Raw genomic sequence first — 16,757 nt, 5'->3', positions numbered from 1 at the left:
AATACCCCACCTTGCAACGGTATCATCCGTGCGATGTGCGATGCGGTTCTTCGTTGCTATCGTCGTTATCTTCCTCCGGGAGCGAGGCGATATCCTCGTCTGGCTCAGAGAGCAGCTCATCATCCTGTTGTTCCGATGCCTGCTGCGCCAAAAGCGGGTTGATGGGACGTTTAATCTCAACCCCAAGCGCGCGGAAGCCCTCGATGCGGCCGATAAGATTACCACGGCCTTCGCTCAGTTTATTCATCGCCTGGTGATAACTGCCCTGCGCCCTATCCAGGCTCTGCCCCAGGGCCGACATATCGTCAACGAACAGGCGCATCTTGTCATACAGGCGGGCGGCGCGATCGGCGATCCGCTGGGCGTTCTGGCTCTGGTGTTCATAGCGCCACAGGTTGGTGATGGTACGCAGAGCCACCAGCAAAGTGGTTGGGCTGACCAGCATGATGTTATGTTGCAATGCCTCGCTAATCAGCTCCGGCTCACGATCGATGGCCAGCAGGAAGGCGGGTTCCACCGGGATAAACATCAGCACATAATCCAGCGAACGCAGGCCAGGTAACTGTTGATAATCTTTACGGCCCAGCACACGGATGTGCCCACGCAGCGAAGTGATATGCTCGGTCAACGCTGCTTCGCGTTCAAAATCATCTTCACTGTTGAAGTAACGCTCATAGGCCACCAGCGACATTTTGGCGTCGATCACCACGTCCTTGCCCTGTGGCAAACGCACGATCACGTCCGGCTGCATGCGGCTTTGGCTATCCAGCCGCACATTGACCTGCGTCTCATACTCATGTCCTTCACGCAGGCCGGAGGCTTCCAACACGCGGCTCAGCACCACCTCGCCCCAGTTGCCCTGGGTTTTGTTATCGCCTTTTAGCGCCTTGGTGAGGTTGAGCGCCTCGCGAGCCATTTGCGCATTCAACTGTTGCAGATTACGGATTTCGTGCGTCAGTGTATGGCGTTCGCGTGCTTCCTGGCCAAAACTGTCCTGCACCTGGCGGCGGAAACCGTCCAACTGCTCGCGTAACGGCAGCAACAGGCGATCCAGGCTTTGCTTATTTTGCTCATCTACCTTGCGGCCGCTGTTTTCGAAAATGCGGTTGGCCAGATTCTCAAACTGGGTGGTCAAACGCTGTTCACTGCTGATCAACAGCCGCTGTTTCTCTTCTGCGGCCATCCGGGTCTCTTCCAGGCGGATCGTCACCTCACGCAGTTCGGCTTCCTGAGCGCTGTTGACTTCACGCTGCGCCCGTAGCTCCTGGTTCAGCAATTCACATTCATTGCGCCAATGGTTGAGCTGTTGCAGTCTCTCCTGCCCGGCGGCCAGTTGGCTGTGCAGGGTGCGCAGTTCCAGATCGTTTTGCCGTAGCAGCTGTTCGTGGCGTTGCAGCGTCTCTTGGCGGGAGGCAGTTTCAAGCTGTGCCTGCTGTAAAGACTGTTCCAGCAGACGCATGTCGGTTTCATGTTGCGCGCCGTGCTGTTGCGCACGCAGGCTGGCGATCAGCCACCCCAGCAGTAAACCTATCGCTACGCCACCAATACCGTAAACCAAACTGGTATCCACCCTGCCTCCTGTCATGCATGCACTTGCGGCGCGTTTTACGCCTGTTGCCTGCCACGTTAAAGGGAGCCTGTATGGATGTCCAGTCTGTTTTTATGTGGAAGTGAACACGGTAACCAAGGCATTACCGTGCAGATAAGGCGGATTAAAACAGTTTGAAGCGATATTCGGCGATAAACTCGCCGGACAGCGAGTGGGAGGTCTGGGAATGGCCATCCACCAGTATCGGCGTTTTATTGCTGTTCTTATAAGACCAACCCGGCCCAGCCATGGCGAATACCGTCAGGTTTTTCAGCTTGGGATGGGAAGGTGCCCAGCGGCCAAAGACGTTAATCTCACCGGTACGCACCGCGGCACCTTGATAGCTGAATTGGCCAACGTTGCCCGCCAGCCCGGCGGTAAACTCAGGCGTGATGCGATATTCCGCTATGGTGGCCAGCATGGTTTCGCCATCGCGCATATAGTCTTCACCGGCATAGGCCATGGAGGTAAAGGTCCCGCGTGAGTTTTTTGACATATGGCGCGGGTAGAAGCCCAACTGACCCTCTCCCTTCGGTGCCCGCGTGTGGGAAATACCGAGCTTGACGCTCCACAGCGGCTCCTGCCATTTGGCATCCAGCGCATAGTGGTTGGCGTTATGATCGAAGTTGCGCTTGCTCAGCGCCATCTGTTTATAGTCATCCAGCGCCTGAGTAGTGTAAATCTGGCTGCCCAGGCTGAGTTTCTCATCGACCTTGTAGCTCATACGCAAGATCTGACGGCGCAGATAGTCCTGAGACTCCCCGTAGGCCAGTTGACCGTTAAATGCTTTATTCTCATAACCCAGCTCGGCACTGGCAAGATGGTTGATATAGCGGCCATCGTTGGTTTGCAAGCGCAGGCTGTCGGGTGAGCTACGATCCATCGAACGTTCAACATACGCGCCGCGCAAAGAGAGCCCGGCACCGGATACGCCACCGGACCATCCCAGATAAGTCGTAGGCGACAGGCGAGTGGAGGTGGAAATCACACCGTAGTTACGCAACACCTGCCAGCCAGCCTGCGCATTCAGCGCTGCGCCGCCCACGTCGCCTTTCAACTTGATATAGCGTTGGCCCACCTTGCTGTAGCCAGCAGCATTCTCTTTGCTGTTGCCGGGGCCGTTGTTATACAGCACCCCACGAGTATTGAAGTAATCACTGGCCCCTAGCTTTACCGCGCTGTAGTAATCAAGATTAACGCCGATAAAGTCCGCCAGATAGCCGGACTGATAGCCCAGCGCCAGCCCTTGCCCCCAGGCGTTATGCACCTCTTTTGGATTGGCGGCATCTTCCTTGAGGTACTTCCAGTAGTTTTTCAGCGACAGTTCAGCATGGCTGTCGCTGAAAAAGGGCGAATTCAGGACGTCATCAACGCTGGCCTGGGCCGCGGTGGAGAATAGCGAAATAGCGACCAGACAGCTTAAAGCAGAACGTTTCATTATGTTATCCCCGAAAAAGGTATAGAAAATCCCTGCCGAGGCGATATGCTATCGCCCCAGATAATATCCCCGAGCCAAAAGGGTGGGTTATTTTTATTAGGTAATAATCAAGGTGCTTTATTTAGTAACGTTTTCCCTTTAGCGACATAAGTCATATCGCCAATATCGGTTACGGTATATTTTCCGTCTTTATAAGTCATCTTGACGACGGCCGCATTAGTCAGTGGCTTATTTTTGTTCGGATTATCGGTCATATCGGAAATCATCATCTGCATCGAGAGCCCGGAAGAGACCGCCAGGATGTTTTTATCCCCGTTCTTCACCGCATTCTGCACCATGGTATGCAAGGCTCGTTGCATACGGGTTTTGACCTGCTGCGCGCTTTCCGCCTCTTGCTTATCATCGCTTTGCGTGATGGCATCCACCATCGGGATCAGGCTGATCTTGCCTTCGCCCATTTGCTTGAACATCTCGGCACCAGAGGCCAGGCCCAGCTTCTTGGCAGCAGCGTCGGCCATCTCTGCGTTAGCGCGTCCTTCAAAACCGCCGAAGAACATTTCGCGCAGGTCGGTCAGTTCCGTGACCTTAGCGTCCGGCTTCCCCATTTCCTTGAGGATCACCTGCATCGTTTCACGCTGGCGGCCAGCGTCACTGGTGTAGAAGCTATCGAAAGGGATCTCCTTCAACCCGGCCCCCAGATAGCGCGCGGTTTCGATCCCGGCCGGTGTCAGTGGTGAGTCAGCCCAGCCCTGCACGCGATCGTAGGTATTGAGCAGTGTTTTACCGTGGCGGGCAAAATAGATATCGACGCTGTCGCTTTGCGCGGCGGTTACGTTGAAGGCTGCAGCAGAGGAAACGGCAAGTACGGAGGCCAGTAGCCAGGTTTTAATTTTCATAAATCTTTCCTTAGTGAACAAAATAACGTCTATAGGTTAATTTTTTTAATCATCGGCAGATCATTTGCCAAAATAAGGGCGAAAAAAAACCCAAACCCATGACATTGGTTCGTCAACGGGTTTGGGTTTTGCCTGTTTATTCACAGTAACAATCCACTTATTGGGAAAGTAACACCGTTAAAAAAATAAGGGAATTAAAAAACGCCGGTTAAGGATAAATTCGTGATCGAATTCTCACTGTGCGCTGAATAATTAAAATATGAGGTTATTTGGCAAGGCGCCGGTTCATGCCATCCACTGGGTAAACCATTTGATACCAAAGGCGCCTGGCGCCAGGATGCCGAAGGCCCAGACCATTGCCGAGGCCACATTGGCGATCTGGAACGCGGTTTGCGGCATGGCACAAATGCCCCCCACCAGCGGTACTACGGCGCGCAACGGCCCGAAGAAGCGCCCAAAGAAGATGCCCAGCACGCCCCAGCGCTCAAAAAACGCATGGCCACGCACCAACAGCTGCGGATTGCGTGACAGCGGCCACATATGGGCTACACGCCCCTGATAGTGATAACCGACCCAATAGGAGAGCCAGTCACCAAAGAAGGCACCGGCGGCCGCCGCCGCCCAGATCGGCCAGAAGGCAATGCCGCTCTCGCCAATCAACGCCCCCAACCCCAGCAGAATAACCGTGGCAGGCAACAACAACGAGAGGAAGGCCAGCGACTCACCAAACGCCAGGAAGAAGACGATCGGGATCGCCCAGGCTTCATGCTGGCGCACTGTTTCGCTAACCCAGTTAATCACGTCATTGAGGTTCATAACCTGCTCCTTTTGAGAACGGATCCGACCTCAAGGATACGCAGCCTCCTTCCTCACTAGTTAAACCCTGGTTAAACATGGTGCCGTTATTCCAGATAGAGCGCCTGCAACGTCTCGAGCTGGCTTTGCCCCAACCCATATTCGGCCTCCAACCAACGGTTGGTGGAACCGTATTGCTCATGAATGCAGCCCAACGCGGTCGCCAGGAACTCTTCACGTGCACTGAGCACATAGGCAAACTGCGCCACCGAGGCGTCGTTCAGGCGGCTGGAGATCTGATCCAGCATATGTTCACGGTAGCTCGCCAGCGTGGTTTCCGTCAGCAGATAATCTTCCATTACCGTAGCCTCATCCGCACCCAGCGCCAGCAGTACCATCGCCGAACCAACTCCGGTACGGTCTTTGCCTACCGCACAGTGCTGCACAATCGCACCGCCTTCAGGCTGAGCCAGCAGCTGCGCCAGTTGGCGATAGGCGGCGTTATTGAACGGCAGGCGGCGGTACAGCTCCAGCATAAAGGCCCGGGCATCAAACTTGGCCAGCGTTTCGTCGGTGAGTTTTTCAAGGTTGGCATTCACTTCGCTGCTGAGCGGGTTGGCCGGCACATGGTAATAATCGGCTCCCGACCATAGCACGTCAGGTTTTGCCTGCACTTCGTCGAAGTCGCGGTAATCCAGCACCGAGCGCATTGGCATCTGAGCCAGGTAGCTACAGTCGTTTTCGCTCAAGCGATCCAGAGCGCCGGAACGAAACAGCAGCCCGCGTTTGATGCGGCGGCCATCGGCCACGCTGTTGCCGCCTAAATCGCGGAAGTTGATGCCACCGTCTAGCGGCGCAAGTGAAGGATGGAGCAGGATCTGAGCGGTCATAGACGTCCTTTATGTTGATTGTCTTGAGATTAGCTGCCATACGGCCAGCAATGGCAAGACCCCAGCAGCAGCAGGCCAGCAGCATGACACAGAGGGGGTAACCGTAACAGAAGGAGAAACGGGCCGTCAAACGGCCCGCTTTTAACGGGGATTACAGCAGACGGCGAGCAGCCTCAACGACGATTTGCACCGCCTGGCTTTCAGTCTTCTTCATGGTTTCCGCATTCGGGATCTCTTGCTGGGTGCGGTTAACGATCACACCGGCAACCATCCCCGCACGCAGGCCCTGACTGGCGCACATGGTCAGCAGAGTGGCGGATTCCATTTCATAGTTCATCACGCCCATCGCCTGCCACTCTTCCATTGAGCCTTTAAAGCGGCTGACCACACGGCCGGAATAGGTGTCGTAACGTTCCTGGCCTGGGTAGAAGGTATCGGAAGAGGCGGTCACGCCGATATGCGTGGTAGCACCGCTAGCCTTGGCGGCTTCAACCAGCGCAGTGGTACAGGCAAAGTCTGCCACTGCCGGGAATTCCATTGGGGCAAAGTGCAAGCTGGCACCGTCGAGGCGCACAGCAGCGGTTGTCACCAGCACGTCGCCCACGTTGATATTGGCCTGAATGGCACCGGTCGTGCCGATACGCAGGAAGGTACGGATACCCAGCTGTGCCAACTCTTCAACGGCGATCGAGGTAGACGGGCCACCGATACCGGTTGAGCATACGATCACTGCCTTGCCATCCAGTTCTGCACGCCAAGAGGTAAATTCGCGGTGGGAAGCCAGATGAACCGGGTTTTCCATCAGCTTGGCAATTTTCTCAACACGCTGCGGATCGCCAGGGACGATGGCCAATGTAGCGCCTTGCAGATCATTTTTAGTGAGACCGAGGTGGAAAACGTCAGACTGAGACATGGGGGACTCCTCATGGATACGGTTTTTGGGAGGAACAAACAGAGATTCTACTGACAATCGCTGTTAAATTTCGTGATGCTCATCACCTTGAATAAAGAAACAGAAATTCATCTACATTATTTTTGTGATTAATATCACACAAAAAACCCTAACACGCTTAATCTCCATTCAGTTTATACCAACTTGCTGCCTGAGCGGCCATTGCTATCCTGCGCGAAAATTCGCCATGCGATGCTAATAAGCGCTAATCTGCCTATAGTTAACTGCCGCGCTTTTTCTCTAACGCATGGAGCCTGCAATCAATGAAAACAGAACAACAAATGACGTTAAAACAGGCCAACGGGGGATTTACCCCGGCCGTAGCACCGTTGGCCACCTCAACCATTCTGACCGATGTGCAGGATATACACGTGGGGGAAACCACCATCCCTTCGCAGGGGGACGATCTGCCAGCCTATATCGCCAAACCGGCCCATCATCAAGGGCCGTTCCCCATTGTGCTGGTCGTGCAGGAAATCTTTGGCGTGCATGAGCACATTCAGGATCTGTGCCGCCGCCTGGCCAAGCAGGGTTATCTGGCTATCGCTCCAGAACTCTATTTCCGCCAAGGCGATGCCAGAGAGTACAGCGAAATCAGCGAGCTGATGCAAAAGCTGGTCAGCAAGGTGCCAGACAGCCAGGTATTGGCCGATCTGGATCACGCTGCGCATTGGGCAACGCGCCACGGCGGCGATGCCGGCAAGTTGGCGATCACTGGTTTCTGCTGGGGCGGTCGCATCACCTGGCTGTATGCCGCGCATAATCCGCAGCTGAAAGCGGCAGTGGCCTGGTACGGCAAGCTGGTGGGGGAGAAAACCTTGAATTCGCCGAAGCATCCGGTTGATATAGCGATCGATCTTTCGACGCCGGTACTTGGGCTATACGGTGGCCAGGATGGCAGCATTCCGCAGGAAACGGTGGAAACCATGCGCAAGGCGATCCGAGCAGCCAATGCCGATGCGGAAATCGTGGTTTATCCAGAAGCGGGTCATGCTTTCCACGCCGATTACCGGCCAAGCTATAACGCGGAGGCTTCCGCCGACGGTTGGCAGCGCATGTTGGCCTGGTTCAGCCAGCATGGGGTGAAATAGACGGGCGCAATATGTCGAGTTAGGAGGGAAATATCAGCAGTTTCAGGGGCAGCAAGTGCCCCTGATGCTTGTCAGTTAAGCAACTAACTTAGCTCAGTGACAAAGTGCCGAACGCACCGTGCCAATCGTGCTCGAACTTCTCAACCGCCGCCTGCACCGCCGGGGCGCTGATAAACTGCTCTGCGACATCGACCGGTAAGGTAATAGCTTCACAACCTGCCAACAGGCACTCCAGTGCCTGACGTGGAGTCTTGAAGCTGGCGGCCAGCACCTTGGCCTGCGGGGCGTGCAGTTCTAACAAGTGCTGTAACTCCTGCACGGTAGCAATGCCATTGCCACCCTGGGCATCCACGCGGTTGACGTAAGGTGCCACATACTTCGCCCCTGCCAAGGCAGAAAGCAGCCCCTGTGCTGCCCCATACACTGCCGTCCCCAGCGTTGGAACAGCCAAGCCTTGCAGGATTTTGATCGCGGCCAGCCCTTCACTCGTCACCGGTACTTTCACCACCACGCCAGGAACGCGCTGGTGAAGCATGACCGCCTCTTCAACCATCTGCTCGGCCGTGGTCGCCATCACCTGGGCAAACAGCTTCCCTTCACCACCGATGATATCGCGTAAAGCGGGCAGCACTTCCCATAGCGACGTGCGTGACGCTGCCACAATGCTCGGGTTAGTTGTCACCCCTTGCAACGGCAACACACGTGCCAAACGTTTCACCGCATTGATGTCGGCAGTATCCAGATAGAGTTCCATAGTTGCTCCTCAAGGCTAAAAATGAAGGGCGCCGCAGCGCCCAAAAATGGATTACAGTTCAAGCTCTTGTTTCAGCAACGCTTCTACCTGTTGGGCAGACACTGCGTTTACCAGTGCGTCACGGAAACCTTCATGCATGATGCGCCGCGCCAGCTTGGAGAAAATACGCATATGCTGGTCGCCGGCGGCATGTTTATTAAGGGTCAGCATGATCACGAACTGCGCCTCTTCATCGCCCCAAACAACCGGCTGCGCCAGCTTGGCCACGCTGATGGTGGACTGTTCAATATGTTCAGATTTGGTATGCGGAATGGCAAAGCCAAAGCCCAGGCCGGTGGAGAATACCGCCTCACGCGCCCACAAATCGGCGGCAAGATTACGGGGGTAACGGCAACGCCCGGCCAGCAGCAGGTTATCTGCCATCCCTTTGATCACCTCTTCTTTGCTGCGCCAATCTGCCCCCAGGGCAATGCATTCCGGCGTGATCAGCGGCGCATCGCTTTGCTCCATACGGAACTGGGCCAGCAGGTGTTCCACTTCCAGCGAAGTACGGCAGGCCATGGCCCGGTTGAGCAGCAAACGGCATTCGCGGCTGTCCAGCTTGGCCAGGCGGGTTTTGGTGGCGGCAATGGAAGGCGCGCTCATGCTGATCTCATCCAGCCCCATACCCACCAGCAGTGGCAACACCGAACCTTTCGCCCCCAGCTCGCCACACAGGCCGATCCATTTGCCATGTCGGTGCACTTCACGCACCGCATGATCCAACCCACGCAGGAACGCCGGGTTCAGGCTGTTGTAGTGCTTGATGACCTTGGCATTATCACGATCCACCGCCAGCAGGTACTGCGTCAGATCGTTGCTGCCGATACTGAAGAAGTCGATCTCCTCACAGCACTGGTCGATGATAAACAGCACCGAAGGCACTTCCAGCATGATGCCGAGCGGAATTTTTTCGTCGAACGGGATCTGCCCGGCACGCAGCGATTGCTTCATTTCGGCCAGTTGATCCTTCACCCACAGGATCTCTTCCATTGAGGAGATCATCGGGATCATGATCTTCAGCGGACCGTGTGCCGAAGCACGCAGGATCGAGCGTAGCTGGGTGCGGAACAGCGGCAGGAATTCCTGATAGATACGCACCGCCCGGTAACCGAGGAACGGGTTGTTTTCGGCCGGGATGTTCAGATAATCCACCGGCTTGTCGCCGCCGATATCCATGGTACGCACGATGATCGTCTTGCCTGCTGCGGCTTCCACTGCCTGGCAGTAAATGTTGTAAAGCTCATCTTCGGAAGGCGCTGTCAGGCGATCCATATACAGCATTTCGGTACGGAACAGGCCTACTGCCTCTGCACCGTTGCTGAAGGCCGCCTCCGCTTCTACCGCATGGGCGATATTGGCGGCAACTTCCATCCGCACACCGTCGGCCGTACGCCCCGGTTGATCGAGATAGGCGCTTTGCTGGCTGCGGATCTGCTCGCTCAGCCACTGTTCCTGCTGATAGTAACGACGAACCGGTTCGCTGAGATCGCAGGCCACCAGCCCAAGATCGCCGTCGATCTGCACCGATTGATTCAAATATGGCAGCATTGCAGCGGCATCAACGCCAACCAGGGTTGGAATGTTAAAGGAGCGCGCCAGGATCACCGTATGTGAGGTGCTGCCACCGCTGCCCAGCAACAGGCCTTTCAAATAACGCTTGTCCAGCTCCAGGAATTGGCTCGGGGTCAGTTCATCGGTGATGCAGATACTGTCAACGCTCAGCGCCTGCTGCGCCGGGAAGCGCTGCTCGCCATAAATTTGCTGTAACAGCTGGAAGCTGACATCACGAATATCCAGTTCGCGCTCGCGCAGATAGGCACTGGCAGACTGTGCCAGTTGCTGGCTGAAGTGGGCTGCAGTGGCCACAATGGCAGCGGCACAACTTTCCCCTGCCAACACGCCATCAAGCAGGTGCTGGCGGAATGCGCCGTCACGTAGCAAGGAGCGATGCGCTTCCAGCACCGCCGTGGTGGTGCCGTTACCGCCCATCAGTTGCAGATCCAACGCCTTGCCGAAGCGCGTCACCCCTTCGGCCAACTGCTGCTGCTCCTGTTCAACAGATTGCGTAGGCGGCAACATCAGGGCGTTTAAATCTACCCGCGCCAGATGCACCAGTTTGCCATTGGCGGTGCCTTGGTTGACGGAGCGAGCGCGTACCAGCGTTGGGTTCAGGTTAGCCAAAGACTGCGGGATTGGCTCCTGCTCTGCCTGGTCATTCACCTGTGGCAACGCTTCGTCGCAGTGCGGGAATTCATGTTGGATAAACTGGCTCAGGCGCTCAAATGCCGCCTGTTCATCTTCCCCTTCGATGGTGATGCGGCATTCATCACCCAGCAAAGTATCGGTACCGATCAGTGACAACACGCTTTTGCCGTCGCCACGCAGGCCGCTACGCGAGTTGTGCCATTCAAAGCGGGAACGGAAACCGTTGCACAGGGTTTCGATATGGCTGGCTGGGCGGGCATGTACCCCGTTGGGCAGCGCGCAGGTAAACGTCACAATTTTCGCCATCACTCTTTCCTCATACCAAAAGCAGCGGTGAACAACACCGGTTTGCCACAAGGATAAAAGCGCAGCGCGGCCCAGGGCTATCGGATAAAAATGTCAAACACTGGACAAATGTATCCTGACGGCATAAATGCGATGCCGCTCACAAAGCCCGTTGCCACAAGCCCGGTTTATTCTGTCGCACACTTTGAGTTAGATCGCACTTTTCTCCTGACAATACAAAAATCCAGTAAATGGCAATTTTATCCACTGTTGATAGTTCCGCCAGATGCCTATTGTGATAGCCAACAACCTTTATCCATCAGGGGTCATTCCCCGGTGGTTTTATCTCAGAAGCACGCTGGTTGCGGCCAGGGAGTGAACGATGAAAGAGCTACTCAATATTCTAAGAAACACACGCCAGCACTTGATGACCGGCGTCTCCCATATGATCCCGTTTGTGGTCGCCGGCGGCATTTTGCTGGCTATCTCCGTGATGCTGTATGGCAAAGGGGCTGCCCCCGATGCGGCGACGGACCCTAACCTGAAAAAACTGTTTGATATCGGCGTGGCCGGATTGACGTTGATGGTGCCTTTCCTGGCGGCCTATATCGGCTACTCCATCTCGGATCGCTCCGCGCTGGCTCCCTCGGCGATTGGGGCCTGGGTAGGCGCATCCTTCGGGGCTGGTTTCTTCGGGGCGATCATCGCTGGCCTGCTGGGCGGCATTATCGTGTTCTATCTCAAGAAGATCCCGGTGCCGAAGATCCTGCGCTCGGTGATGCCGATCTTCGTGATCCCAATCATCGGCACCCTGCTTACCGCAGGCATCATGATGTGGGGCCTGGGTGAACCGGTTGGCGCGCTGACCAACGGCCTGACCCACTGGCTGCAAGGTATGCAGCAGGGCAGCATCGTCGTGCTGGCCATCATCATGGGCCTGATGTTGGCGTTTGACATGGGCGGCCCGGTTAACAAGGTGGCCTACGCCTTTATGCTGATCTGCGTCGCTCAGGGCGTGTATTCGGTGGTCGCCATCGCGGCCGTTGCCATCGCCACCCCACCGCTCGGCCTGGGATTCGCCACGCTGATTGGCCGCAAATACTACACCCCAGAAGAGCGCGAAGCGGGTAAAGCTGCACTGCTGATGGGCTGCGTCGGCGTTACCGAAGGGGCTATCCCGTTCGCCGCTGCCGATCCGCTGCGCGTGATCCCCTCCATCATGATTGGTTCTGCCTGCGCCGCCGTGACGGCCGCGTTGGTGGGTGCACAGTGCTACGCCGGTTGGGGTGGTCTGATTGTGCTGCCAGTCGTTGAAGGCAAGCTGGGCTACGTAGCCGCGCTGCTGGTGGGCATGGTGGTCACCGCCCTGCTGGTTAACCTGCTGAAAAGCTGTGCTGCCAAGAAACAGGCTACTAAAGTCGCCCAGGATGATCTGGACTTGAATTTCGAAATTAACTGAATAAATACGCCTGCAAGCTGCCGCTAATCACAGTGCAGCTTGCAAGACACGCATACCATTTTGAGGAGTTTTCCATGACCATGATTATCGCTGTAACCGCTTGTCCATCTGGCGTTGCCCACACCTACATGGCTGCCGAGGCCATCGAGCGTTCCGCCAAAGCCCAAGGCTGGCAGTGCAAGGTGGAAACCCAAGGCTCCATCGGCCTGGAAAACGAACTGACGGCCGAAGACGTGGCAGCCGCCGACGTGGTGATCCTGACCAAGGATATCGGCATCAAGTTTGAAGAACGTTTTAAAGGGAAAACCGTGGTACGCGTGGCCATCAGCGACGCGGTAAAACGAGCCGATGCCATCATGGAGAAGATTGCCGCCCATTTAGCGCAAAAGGCTTAACCGCTCAGCCAGCCCGGCACACGTGCCGGGTTTTCCCGCCCCATTACCGCACAAAAGGAAAATGTGATGATCTCCCGGATCGAACGTCTAAAAGCCGCCCTGTTCTCCGCCCCGCGTGAAATTTCACTCGAACGCGCACTGCTCTATACCGCCAGCCACCGGCAGACCGAGGGAGAACCCACCATCATCCGCCGTGCCAAGGCAACCGCCTATATTCTCGATCACGTGGCAATCACCCTGCGGGAAGATGAACTGATTGCCGGTAACCGTACGGTGAAGCCGCGGGCCGGGATCGTGTCGCCAGAGATGGACCCTTACTGGCTGCTGAAAGAACTGGATGCTTTCCCAACCCGTCCGCAGGATCGCTTTGCCATTTCCGAAGCGGACAAGCAGGTGTATCGCGAGCAGCTTTACCCCTACTGGGAAAAACGTTCGATGAAGGATTTCATCAACGGCCAGATGTCAGAGGAGGTTAAAACCGCTACCCAGACCCAGATTTTCAGCGTCAACCAGACAGATAAGGGCCAGGGGCATATCATCATCGATTATCCGCGCCTGCTGAATAACGGCCTGGATAGCCTGCTAGCCGAACTGCAAAGCCATGCGGATCAGCAGCCAGACAACGCATTTTATGCTGCCGCACTATTGTTGTTACATGCCTCACAGCGCCATATCCTGCGCTATGCCAGCCTGGCACGCCAAATGGCGGAGCAATGCAGCGATGAGACTCGTCACGCCGAGCTGCTGCGCATCGCCGAGATCTCCAGCCACAACGCCCACCACAAGCCGCAGGATTTCTACCAGGCGTGTCAGCTGTTCTGGTATATGAACATCATTTTGCAGTATGAATCCAACGCCAGCTCCCTGTCGCTGGGCCGTTTCGATCAGTACATGCTGCCATTTTATCAAGCCTCCCTCAATCAGGGGCAGGATCCGGCCTTCCTGAAGGAGCTGCTGGAAAGCCTGTGGGTGAAATGCAACGACATCGTGCTGCTGCGCTCTACTTCCAGTGCTCGTTATTTCGCAGGGTTCCCTACCGGCTATACCATCTTGCTGGGCGGCCTGACGGAAACCGGCCGCAGCGCGGTCAACGTGCTGTCTTTCCTGTGCCTGGATGCCTACCAGAATATCCGCCTGCCGCAGCCGAACCTGGGCGTGCGGGTCAATGAGTTCATCGATCGGCCATTCCTGCTGAAAACCGCCGAAACCATCCGCCTCGGCACCGGTATTCCGCAAATCTTTAACGATGAGGTGGTGGTGCCAGCGTTCCTGAACCGTGGCGTCTCACTGGAAGATGCGCGTGATTATGCGGTGGTGGGCTGTGTTGAGCTGTCGATCCCAGGGCGCACCTACGGCCTGCACGACATTGCCATGTTCAACCTGCTGAAAGTGATGGAGTTGACGCTGCTGGATAACGAAGGCAACGCCAGCCTCACCTATCCGCAGTTGCTGGATCACATTCGCGAAAAGATCCGTCATTACGTCCGGCTGATGGCCGAAGGCAGCAACATCTGCGATATCGGCCACCGCGACTGGGCACCGGTGCCGCTGCTGTCTTCCTTTATCGATGACTGCCTGCAAAACGGCAAAGACATCACCGAAGGCGGCGCACGCTACAACTTCTCCGGGGTACAAGGTATCGGCATCGCCAACCTGAGCGATTCGCTGTTTGCCCTGAAAGGCCTGGTGTTCGATCAACAGCGCCTGAGCTTTGATGAGCTACTGGCCACGCTGAAGGCCAACTTCGCCACGCCGGAAGGGGAAAAGATCCGCGCACGGTTGATCAACCGCTTCGACAAATACGGCAATGATATCGACGAAGTTGACCTGATCAGTGCCGATCTGCTGCGATTTTACTGCAAAGAGGTGGAACAGTACCGTAACCCGCGCGGCGGTCAATTTACCCCCGGATCTTATACCGTTTCTGCCCACGTGCCATTGGGGGCGGTGGTGGGAGCCACACCAGACGGGCGCTATGCAGGGGAACAATTGGCGGACGGCGGGCTTTCGCCAATGCTCGGCCAGGATGGCCAGGGGCCGACGGCGGTGCTGAAATCGGTGAGCAAGCTGGATAACTACCTGCTCTCCAACGGTACGCTGCTAAACGTAAAATTCACCCCAAGTACGCTGGAAGGTCAGCAAGGGCTGAATAAACTGGCTGATTTCCTCGGGGCCTTTACCAAGCTCAAGCTACAACACGTGCAGTTCAACGTGGTGAATGCCGAAACGCTGAAGGAAGCGCAGGCCAGGCCACAGGACTTCGCCGGGCTGGTGGTGCGTGTTGCCGGCTATAGCGCATTCTTCGTGGAGCTGTCGAAGGAGATCCAGGATGACATCATCCGCCGTACAGCGCATCAACTGTAACCTGATCACGCCCGGGTTTTCCCGGGCGACGCCCGCAGAGCCACAGGCCCGGATCTTCAATATTCAGCGTTATTCACTGAACGACGGCCACGGTATCCGCACCGTGGTGTTTTTCAAAGGCTGCCCACATAGCTGCCCTTGGTGTGCCAACCCGGAGTCGATGTCCGGCAAGATCCATCGCGTGCGGCGCGAGGCCAAATGCCTGCGATGCCAACCCTGCCTGAACGACGCACAGGAGTGCCCAAGCGGAGCGATGGAACTGATCGGGCAAAACATCACGCTGGAGGCGCTGTTACAGCAAATCCTCAAGGATGAGGTGTTTTATCGCACCTCCGGCGGCGGGGTGACGCTTTCCGGTGGCGAAGTACTGATGCAAGCCGAGTTTGCCACCCAACTGTTGCAGCGCTTGCAAGTGTTGGGCATCAATACCGCCGTCGAAACCGCCGGAGATGCCTCGCAGGCCCAGGTGCTGGCCCTGGCAGAATACTGCAATCAAATCCTGTTCGACCTGAAAATCATGGATGCCGAGGCCGCCAAAAATCAGTTGAACATCAATCTGCCACGGGTGCTGGCAAACTTTACTGCGCTGGTGAAGCGCGGAGTTAACCTGATCCCGCGCCTGCCGTTAATACCCGGCTACACTTTGAGCACGGAGAATATGGCGCAGGTGCTGGCATTCCTGGCGCCTTTTGGGCTACAAGAGATCCATCTGCTGCCTTTTCATCAGTACGGCGAGGCGAAATATAGCCTGCTGGGGCGCGAATATGTCATGCGCGGCGTAGCGGCCCCAACGGAACTACAGATCGCTCCCTTACAGGCGATGGCGCAACAGGCGGGTTACCGGGTGATCATTGGCGGTTGAACAGCAGAAAAAGGGGCTGACATGACGATAAAACTCGTAGCGGTAACGGCCTGTATCAGCGGGGTCGCCCATACCTACATGGCTGCCGAGCGGCTGGAAAAACTGTGCGCGCAGGAGAAATGGCCGGTCAAAGTAGAAACCCAGGGTGCATTGGGGATTGAAAATTCGCTGACGGCGGACGATCTTGCCCAGGCCGACGTGGTGCTGTTGATCAGCGATATTCTGCTGGCGGAAAGTGAGCGTTTTGAGCACCACCGCTGCGTGCAGATCGGCATCAACACCTTTCTGCGCACGCCGGAGAAGGCGCTCAGTGCGGTACGCAAGGCAGCCGCTTCGCCCCAGGAAACGCATATCCGCGTAGTTTAACTACGGTGTTAGCCCCCCTCACCCTAACCCTCTCCCCAAGGAGAGGGAACCGATCGAGTGTGCTTGAAATTGTAGTGACTCATCTTGGATGGGGGGTAAATAAGGGACCCAAACGGCACATCCCTGCGAAAATAACTGCTTTGTTACAGATTAACTCCCACACCTGATCACGACGCCGATCAGCTCCCTCACACTCTCCACAAGGAGAGGGGACCGATCGAGTGTGCTTGAAATTGCAGTGACTCATCTTGGATGGGGGGTAAATAAGGGACCCAAACGGCACATCCCTGCGAAAATAACTGCTTTGTTACAGATTAACTCCCACACCTGATCACGACGCCGATCAGCTCCCTCACACTCTCCACAAGGAGAGGG

The 16,757-nt window shown here is 56.2% G+C and carries 14 protein-coding genes; 6 read left to right on the top strand and 8 right to left on the bottom strand.

Features of this window, described 5'->3' with window-relative positions; all coding sequences use genetic code 11:
• Positions 1-22 precede the first annotated feature (22 nt).
• The 6 genes from rmuC to udp all read right to left on the bottom strand — a co-directional run bounded on the left by rmuC (position 23) and on the right by udp (position 6,520).
• The gene (rmuC, locus tag KGP21_RS01640) at positions 23-1,570 is read right to left on the bottom strand and encodes a DNA recombination protein RmuC (RefSeq protein WP_059199068.1); all 1,548 of its coding nucleotides are present in this window, start codon (positions 1,568-1,570) and stop codon (positions 23-25) included.
• 142 nt (positions 1,571-1,712) lie between these two features.
• Positions 1,713-3,026, bottom strand: coding sequence for an OprD family outer membrane porin (locus KGP21_RS01635; protein ID WP_223537008.1), 1,314 nt, complete (start codon positions 3,024-3,026; stop codon positions 1,713-1,715).
• A gap of 107 nt (positions 3,027-3,133) precedes the next feature.
• Complete coding sequence (locus KGP21_RS01630; RefSeq protein WP_371824835.1) at positions 3,134-3,922, bottom strand: histidine phosphatase family protein; 789 nt, start codon at positions 3,920-3,922, stop codon at positions 3,134-3,136.
• 285 nt (positions 3,923-4,207) lie between these two features.
• On the bottom strand, positions 4,208-4,738 hold the full coding sequence (locus tag KGP21_RS01625) for a DedA family protein (RefSeq protein ID WP_024485458.1): 531 nt from the start codon (positions 4,736-4,738) through the stop codon (positions 4,208-4,210).
• 86 nt (positions 4,739-4,824) lie between these two features.
• Positions 4,825-5,607 (bottom strand): tyrosine-protein phosphatase, encoded by a 783-nt coding sequence (locus tag KGP21_RS01620; protein ID WP_179251089.1) that lies wholly within the window; start codon positions 5,605-5,607, stop codon positions 4,825-4,827.
• Positions 5,608-5,758: 151 nt separating this feature from the next.
• Complete coding sequence (gene udp / locus KGP21_RS01615; protein WP_021807966.1) at positions 5,759-6,520, bottom strand: uridine phosphorylase; 762 nt, start codon at positions 6,518-6,520, stop codon at positions 5,759-5,761.
• A 302-nt stretch (positions 6,521-6,822) separates the two neighbouring features.
• Here udp and KGP21_RS01610 point away from each other — a divergent pair, with 302 nt between their 5' ends.
• On the top strand, positions 6,823-7,650 hold the full coding sequence (locus KGP21_RS01610; protein ID WP_223500678.1) for a dienelactone hydrolase family protein: 828 nt from the start codon (positions 6,823-6,825) through the stop codon (positions 7,648-7,650).
• 88 nt (positions 7,651-7,738) lie between these two features.
• Here KGP21_RS01610 and fsa read toward each other — a convergent pair whose 3' ends face one another.
• Positions 7,739-8,404, bottom strand: coding sequence for a fructose-6-phosphate aldolase (fsa, locus tag KGP21_RS01605; RefSeq protein WP_021807968.1), 666 nt, complete (start codon positions 8,402-8,404; stop codon positions 7,739-7,741).
• 51 nt (positions 8,405-8,455) lie between these two features.
• On the bottom strand, positions 8,456-10,957 hold the full coding sequence (gene ptsP, locus KGP21_RS01600) for a phosphoenolpyruvate--protein phosphotransferase (RefSeq protein ID WP_223537005.1): 2,502 nt from the start codon (positions 10,955-10,957) through the stop codon (positions 8,456-8,458).
• A gap of 361 nt (positions 10,958-11,318) precedes the next feature.
• On the opposite strand from ptsP, the gene KGP21_RS01595 reads away from it, so the two are divergent.
• The 5 genes from KGP21_RS01595 to KGP21_RS01575 all read left to right on the top strand — a co-directional run bounded on the left by KGP21_RS01595 (position 11,319) and on the right by KGP21_RS01575 (position 16,382).
• The gene (locus KGP21_RS01595) at positions 11,319-12,395 is read left to right on the top strand and encodes a PTS fructose transporter subunit EIIC (RefSeq protein WP_223537003.1); all 1,077 of its coding nucleotides are present in this window, start codon (positions 11,319-11,321) and stop codon (positions 12,393-12,395) included.
• 74 nt (positions 12,396-12,469) lie between these two features.
• Positions 12,470-12,790 (top strand): PTS fructose-like transporter subunit IIB, encoded by a 321-nt coding sequence (locus KGP21_RS01590; protein WP_021181481.1) that lies wholly within the window; start codon positions 12,470-12,472, stop codon positions 12,788-12,790.
• A 66-nt stretch (positions 12,791-12,856) separates the two neighbouring features.
• Entirely contained in the window at positions 12,857-15,154 is a 2,298-nt protein-coding gene (locus KGP21_RS01585) for a formate C-acetyltransferase (RefSeq protein ID WP_166733873.1), read from the top strand.
• A complete protein-coding gene (locus tag KGP21_RS01580; RefSeq protein WP_223537001.1) occupies positions 15,120-16,016 on the top strand; it encodes a [formate-C-acetyltransferase]-activating enzyme in 897 nt (298 codons plus the stop codon). The genes KGP21_RS01585 and KGP21_RS01580 overlap by 35 nt, the downstream gene beginning before the upstream one ends.
• A gap of 21 nt (positions 16,017-16,037) precedes the next feature.
• Positions 16,038-16,382, top strand: a complete 345-nt coding sequence (locus KGP21_RS01575) for a PTS fructose-like transporter subunit IIB (protein WP_021807973.1) — start codon at positions 16,038-16,040, stop codon at positions 16,380-16,382.
• The last annotated feature ends 375 nt before the right edge of the window (positions 16,383-16,757 follow it).

It is taken from the genome of Serratia sp. JSRIV004, from assembly GCF_019968705.1.
In the GTDB taxonomy this organism is placed as follows: Bacteria; Pseudomonadota; Gammaproteobacteria; order Enterobacterales; family Enterobacteriaceae; genus Chania; species Chania fonticola_B.
The sequence above is the reverse complement of the archived record's forward strand: the minus strand, read 5'-3'. Positions and strand labels throughout refer to the sequence as shown.

What these genes read in the sequence shown, in the direction of transcription:
- KGP21_RS01630 (WP_371824835.1), bottom strand. Translation starts at nt 3,922, where the DNA reads ATGAAAATTAAAACCTGGCTACTGGCCTCCGTACTTGCCGTTTCCTCT.
- KGP21_RS01590 (WP_021181481.1), top strand. Translation starts at nt 12,470, where the DNA reads ATGACCATGATTATCGCTGTAACCGCTTGTCCATCTGGCGTTGCCCAC.
- fsa (WP_021807968.1), bottom strand. Translation starts at nt 8,404, where the DNA reads ATGGAACTCTATCTGGATACTGCCGACATCAATGCGGTGAAACGTTTG.
- KGP21_RS01620 (WP_179251089.1), bottom strand. Translation starts at nt 5,607, where the DNA reads ATGACCGCTCAGATCCTGCTCCATCCTTCACTTGCGCCGCTAGACGGT.
- KGP21_RS01625 (WP_024485458.1), bottom strand. Translation starts at nt 4,738, where the DNA reads ATGAACCTCAATGACGTGATTAACTGGGTTAGCGAAACAGTGCGCCAG.
- KGP21_RS01595 (WP_223537003.1), top strand. Translation starts at nt 11,319, where the DNA reads ATGAAAGAGCTACTCAATATTCTAAGAAACACACGCCAGCACTTGATG.
- ptsP (WP_223537005.1), bottom strand. Translation starts at nt 10,957, where the DNA reads ATGGCGAAAATTGTGACGTTTACCTGCGCGCTGCCCAACGGGGTACAT.
- udp (WP_021807966.1), bottom strand. Translation starts at nt 6,520, where the DNA reads ATGTCTCAGTCTGACGTTTTCCACCTCGGTCTCACTAAAAATGATCTG.
- KGP21_RS01575 (WP_021807973.1), top strand. Translation starts at nt 16,038, where the DNA reads ATGACGATAAAACTCGTAGCGGTAACGGCCTGTATCAGCGGGGTCGCC.
- KGP21_RS01635 (WP_223537008.1), bottom strand. Translation starts at nt 3,026, where the DNA reads ATGAAACGTTCTGCTTTAAGCTGTCTGGTCGCTATTTCGCTATTCTCC.
- KGP21_RS01610 (WP_223500678.1), top strand. Translation starts at nt 6,823, where the DNA reads ATGAAAACAGAACAACAAATGACGTTAAAACAGGCCAACGGGGGATTT.
- KGP21_RS01580 (WP_223537001.1), top strand. Translation starts at nt 15,120, where the DNA reads ATGACATCATCCGCCGTACAGCGCATCAACTGTAACCTGATCACGCCC.
- KGP21_RS01585 (WP_166733873.1), top strand. Translation starts at nt 12,857, where the DNA reads ATGATCTCCCGGATCGAACGTCTAAAAGCCGCCCTGTTCTCCGCCCCG.